This is a genomic window from Bacillus sp. MM2020_4 (genome assembly GCF_011250555.1).
Classification (GTDB): domain Bacteria; phylum Bacillota; class Bacilli; order Bacillales; family Cytobacillaceae; genus Neobacillus.
Window position 1 is genome coordinate 42,249 of sequence record NZ_JAANMZ010000036.1, and the last position, 6,075, is coordinate 48,323.

Consider the following 6,075-nt stretch of genomic DNA (forward strand, 5'->3'; position numbering starts at 1 on the left):
AAAAACTAGGAAGTATTACCTTCCTAGTGTCTTTATTCCTCTTCAGAGCCGACCAAGAAATCCGGGTTTAGTTCTTCGAATTCTTCATCGTCCACATCCAGTCCCCAATCTTCGTCATTGTCTTTACAGCCCTCAGAGCTGACACGGACACAAACCTTCGTCTCGCCAATCACTTCAACAAGGAATTCCCTTTCGACATGGACAATGATTCGGTTACCGTTAGGGGAAATAACAGCTTCACAGCAGTTAGGCTGTTGCAGCACTCGAGCACAAATTTCGTTGTCATCGAGGCAATCATGGTCACGATACTTTAACTTGATGACATCCGTATATTGAACACGTTCGGTCACTACTTCTGTTTTGGTATTATCATTAAATGAGTACCAAACGTTGATGTCATATGAGCCATGTATCTCTACGGTCTTGCCAACCTTTTTCGCGTTATATTTATGGTTGATGATCCAACAGCCAAGAATACTTGTTGGACTGTGTGCCGGGCTAATTGTATGATTGGACTGGGTAAATTTCCGTCCTTTCGCTACTACGGCCTTGGTAATTATCTCTCTATATTCTCCCATTTCGCGCGAACCCTCCTCATTCATTTTCATTTCATCGTATGCTAAATTGTAGACTAGTGTGATATATAATTTTGCGAATACTGGTTAAAAGTTTAGTCATAGTTCATTTTATGCGGGATTTATAGGTGTGTGCCTTTCATGCATGTACTTTAAAATGAAGGAATGTGGGGCTGAATCATTCGGGGGTATGGGTAAAAAAAAAGAAAACCAGGCTTCATTTAGAAGTCTGGTCTTTGTGGTTAATGATCATGGTCACAATCATCATGACCTTCACAAGATCCGCCGCCATTTTGCATGCTAGCACCCGTTTCACCGAGTAACACGTCGCCACCTGTTGAAAGGATAATTTCATCAGTAACCGTATTAGATATCGTTGATGCAATGAGTTGAAGTAGTTCATTCACTTCAACTTGTGATTGTTTGAAATCCTGTACCACAGGAATGTCATCCAACTCTTGTTCAATAGTAGCAATTTTATTTTCTACTTTCTTTAACGCTTCTGGTTTTCCATAATGCTGTAAGTTAACAGCTTGCTTTTGCAACCCTTTGATATCGGCAATTAGCGTCTTCACCTTTTGATTATCATGAATATGTGCTTCTGCCCGTTTGAAGAAGTCAACTTCCTCAGTTTCTGCTATCATCCGTGCTAGATCTGTCGCACGAGCGACGATATCGTCTTTTGTATATTTTGCCACTTTATTTCACCTCTACCGGTTCTAATTCTTCCACCATTTCTCCGTTTAATGACCATGTTCTTGCTTCTGTAATTTTTACTTTTACTATTTTTCCAATAGCTGACTTTGGAGCAGCGAAGTTTACAAGCTTGTTCCTTGAAGTATATCCAGCTAAGACATCCGGGTTGTTCTTACTTTCCCCTTCAACAAGAACATCAAGAATTTGACCTTCATGTTTTTTCATTGCTTCTAAAGACAGCTCATTTACAAGTGCATTAAGGCGCTGCAGGCGGGCTTTCTTCACTTCCAACGGAACATTATCCTCCATTTTTGCCGCTGGAGTTCCTTCCCGTGGAGAATAAATAAATGTGTAAGCCAATTCATACCCCACTTCACGATAAAGGGACATCGTTTCTTCAAACTGTTCGTCCGTCTCGTTCGGATAACCAACGATAATATCCGTTGTCAATGCAACATTCGGAATTGCCGCCTTAATTTTTCTTACAAGCTCTAAATATTGTTCTCTTGTATACTTACGAGCCATTATTTTTAAGACGTCTGTGGATCCAGATTGTACAGGTAAATGGATATGATCCATTAAGTTACCGCCTTTGGCAAGAACCTCAATCAAACGATCATCAAAGTCACGTGGATGGCTTGTAGTAAAACGAATCCTTGGAATATCGATTTTACGTAAATCATCCATTAGCTCCCCAAGACCGTAGTTAACACCCTCAAGGTCTTTACCATAGGCATTTACGTTTTGACCAAGGAGAGTGACTTCCTGATAGCCTTGTGCTGCCAATTGACGGACCTCTTGGATAATTTCCTCAGGTCGACGGCTCCGCTCCTTTCCACGAGTGAAAGGAACGATACAATACGTACAGAACTTATCACAACCATACATAATGTTTACCCATGCTTTAATTTTACCGCGGCGAACTTTTGGAAGGTTTTCAATGACGTCCCCTTCCTTTGACCATACTTCGACAACCATTTCTTTTGACATATATGCTTCATGTAAAATATTAGGTAAGCGATGAATATTATGGGTACCAAAGATCATATCAACCTGTTGATACGTTTTTAAGATTTTATTAACAACGGATTCTTCCTGAGACATACATCCACAAACGCCGATAAGTAGGTCCGGTTTTTCTGTTTTTAATGCCTTTAAATGGCCCAGCTCGCCAAATACTTTGTTTTCGGCATTCTCACGAATAGCACAGGTGTTTAAGAGAATTACGTTTGCCTCCTCTGTGCTGTCAGTGGGCTCGTAACCCAATGCTAAAAAGATACCGGCCATTACTTCTGTATCGTGCTCATTCATTTGACAGCCATAGGTACGGATATAAAACTTACGCCCTTCACCCATTCCCCGGAATTCTTCTGGAATGGCAAAGTCACTATGGTATTTTACTTCCTCTTTACCACGTTTTTTTGCTTCTTTTAAGGAAGGTGCGGTAATGACTTGTTCAAAGTATTTACTGTAATCCTTGGCGGATTTTTTGTCCGAAGAATTTTCAGTTGCCACTTTTTGACCTTCTAATCGCTGTTCTTCATTCATCTATTTTAAATCCCCTTTCTTTAAAAATTTCCTATTTACCGTCTATTGGATTTCCAAATGTTATTTTTTACCTGTGCATTAACATGAATATAACCGCTATATCTGCACATTATTATAGTATAAAGGTTTACCTTTATGAAAACAATAGAAAACCCTGTAAACGCTCCCGCATCAAGATTCTTCCCAAATGACATTAATCACATTAACGTAAATAAGATAATTATATAGAGAAATAGTAACTATTTATGTGATGTATTTCACTAAATTCGCCATAAAAAATCCCGCGAATACGATTCAACGGGATTTTTTTATTCATTTATTACATGAACTCTGCCACAAGTTTATCAAAGTGTGATTGATCTAAAGTTAATTTTGCATCCACTAATGGTTCTTCAGAGTAATCAGTAAGTAATTCTTGATAAGAAGGACGCTCCGTGTTTTGGTAGATAAGTCCAGTAACTAAGCCATTATGCTTCATTAATGTCTGCATCGCCATTTCACGATTTGATGGATCATAACCTTCAACGTCAGCAAGCTTCGTAAGGTTTTCCTTAAACCAGTCATAAGTGTTGACTTTATTATAAGTTACACATGGACTAAATACATTGATTAAAGAGAAACCTTTATGATTAATACCAGCTTCAATTAAGGCTGTTAAGTCTTTTAAATCAGTTGAAAAGCTTTGTGCAACAAAGGTTGCTCCAACTGTTAAAGCCAGTTCCATTGGGGAAATAGATTGTTCAATTGACCCCATTGGAGTAGATTTTGTTTTAAAACCTACGGCAGACCGTGGTGATGTTTGTCCTTTTGTTAATCCATAAATTTGGTTATCCATGACGATGTAGGTAATATCTACATTACGACGGATGGCATGAACGGTATGTCCCATTCCTATCGCATATCCATCACCATCACCACCGGAAGCAATAACCGTTAAATCACGATTGGCCATTTTAACACCTTGGGCAATCGGAAGTGAACGACCATGGATTCCATGAAAACCGTATGAATTGATATAACCAGAGATACGGCCAGAACAACCGATACCTGAAATAACTGCTAAATTTTGTGGTTCTAGACCTACATTTGCTGCCGCACGCTGCATTGCCGCTTGTACGGAGAAGTCGCCACAGCCAGGGCACCAGTTCGGTTTAACATCATTTCGAAAGTCTTTAAAAGTGGCCATTTAGAACAACTCCTTACATTTTGAATGAACTTCGTGTGGTAGAAATGGATTACCATCATATTTAACATACTTTGTAATTTTTTCAGCATGACCAACATTCATTTTCATAATATTGGCTAATTGTCCAGTCGCATTGTTTTCAATGACAATAACTTTCTTTGCTGAACGAATAAGCGGTAGCACTTCATCAGATGGGAACGGATGAATTAAACGAATTTGCGCATGATTTACTTTCAAGCCGTCTTTTTCTAAACGTGTCATCGCTTCTTCAATTACACCGCGAGTAGAGTTAAATCCAACAATTAAAAGATCTGCATCTTCATGTGGTGCATTTTTATAAACCGGTGTATTAAAACGAATATTTTCAACCTTGCGCATACGTTTATCCATCTGTGCAATCCGGTTTGTAGCCGATTCAGATGGTTTTCCTGTTTCAGCATGTTCAACACCAGTTACGTGATGAATACCATTCTTCATACCAGGAATCGAACGAGGTGAAACACCATCTTCCGTAACTTCATAGCGTTTAAAATATCCTTTGTTTTCAATCTCTGGAAGTTCTTCCGCAACGAGCTTACCTCGTCTAATTTCAACCTTTGAAACATCAAGAGGTTCAACTGTTTGTTTACCTAAAGATAATTGAAGGTCAGATAAAACAATTACAGGGCATTGATATTCTTCCGCAAGGTTAAATGCTTCCGCTGTGTCATAGAAAGCTTCTTCTACAGTACTTGGAGCCATTACAATTTTCGGAATTTCCCCATGTGTTCCATAAATCATAGCCATTAAATCGGATTGTTCCTGTTTTGTTGGCAATCCTGTTGAAGGACCGCCACGTTGTGTGTCAACAATAACAAGCGGGGTCTCTGTAATCCCGGCAAGTCCGATCGCTTCCATCTTTAATGATAATCCAGGACCTGAAGAAGCTGTAATTGCACGAACTCCACCGTAGCTAGCACCGATCGTCATGGTACATGCTGCAATTTCGTCTTCAGTTTGGATTACAGTTCCACCAACTGCTGGAAGTTTTTTAATCAAATATTCCATGATATCTGAGGCAGGTGTGATTGGGTAAGCAGCCATAAAGCGGCAGCCTGCAGCTAATGCTCCCAATGCGATTGCATCATTACCAATCATATACATCCGCTTTTTGCCATCTGCTTTTTCAAGTATCATTGTTGGAATAGCGGAATCCATTTTTTCTTTCATATACTCAAAACCAGCATTGATTGCTTCCATGTTCTTAGCAACTACTTTGTCGCCCTTTTTGCCAAAAATTTCCCGGACAACCTCTTCAAAAACATGAATATCCAAATCTAGAACAGCTGAAGTCGCACCGATTGCCACCATATTTTTCATTAAGGAGGTCCCTAACTCGGTTGCAATTTCTGTAAAAGGAACCGCATACATTGCTGCTTCAGTATCTTCTGGTTTCTTTGGAGTAAATTTTGCATCTGCAAGGATTACTCCTTTGCTATGAAGCTCTTTGTAGTTTACATCGATAGTTTCTTGGTCAAATGCTACAAGGATATCAAGGTCATCAGAAATAGAGCGTACATCTGTTGTGCTTACTCTGATCTTATTATTTGTATGACCGCCTTTGATACGTGATGAAAAGTGACGATAACCATACAAGTAATATCCTAGGCGATTCAGTGCGATTGCAAAGATTTCCCCAGTACTTTCAATACCTTCCCCTTGTTGTCCGCCAACTTTCCACGAAAGTTGATTGATCATTTCCTTACACCCCTTTGGATATGTAAAAAATCAGTAGATTAAATCATTTATTAGTGTAGCACTTATCCTAGTAATTCACTAAAAATCAGCCTTTTTATTGCTTTAAAGACCAAAAGAAACTGAAGAAAGGATATGTACTAAACGCTTACAATTCTAGACCTATGCACTAAAAAATGCAACCCTTTGGTGAGAAATATTGTCTAAAATATGAATATTTTTTTATTATTAAAAAATTGATATTTCCTTTTATGAAAAAACAAAATAAATATTTGGCCAAATCCTCCACTTTAACAGTATTTACCCCTCTTATTGAGAGTTAACCCTTGTTTTTTC

General features: G+C 38.8%; 5 protein-coding genes. All 5 read right to left on the reverse strand.

From position 1 onward, the window contains the following. Window positions 1–32 precede the first annotated feature (32 nt). The 5 genes from G6554_RS18995 to G6554_RS19015 all read right to left on the reverse strand — a co-directional run bounded on the left by G6554_RS18995 (window position 33) and on the right by G6554_RS19015 (window position 5,742). Window positions 33–578 carry an outer spore coat protein CotE gene (locus G6554_RS18995; RefSeq protein ID WP_149869644.1) on the reverse strand — a complete coding sequence of 182 codons (546 nt, stop codon included), beginning with the start codon at window positions 576–578 and terminating at the stop codon, window positions 33–35. Between the two features lie 239 nt (window positions 579–817). After that, window positions 818–1,273: a YlbF/YmcA family competence regulator gene (locus G6554_RS19000; RefSeq protein ID WP_166244719.1), complete on the reverse strand. Its 456-nt coding sequence runs from the start codon at window positions 1,271–1,273 to the stop codon at window positions 818–820. Between the two features lies 1 nt (window position 1,274). Beyond that, on the reverse strand, window positions 1,275–2,819 hold the full coding sequence (gene miaB / locus G6554_RS19005) for a tRNA (N6-isopentenyl adenosine(37)-C2)-methylthiotransferase MiaB (protein WP_166244720.1): 1,545 nt from the start codon (window positions 2,817–2,819) through the stop codon (window positions 1,275–1,277). A 319-nt stretch (window positions 2,820–3,138) separates the two neighbouring features. Further along, a complete protein-coding gene (locus G6554_RS19010; protein WP_166244721.1) occupies window positions 3,139–4,005 on the reverse strand; it encodes a 2-oxoacid:ferredoxin oxidoreductase subunit beta in 867 nt (288 codons plus the stop codon). After that, a complete protein-coding gene (locus G6554_RS19015; RefSeq protein ID WP_166244722.1) occupies window positions 4,006–5,742 on the reverse strand; it encodes a 2-oxoacid:acceptor oxidoreductase subunit alpha in 1,737 nt (578 codons plus the stop codon). It lies immediately after the preceding gene. Window positions 5,743–6,075: the final 333 nt, after the last annotated feature.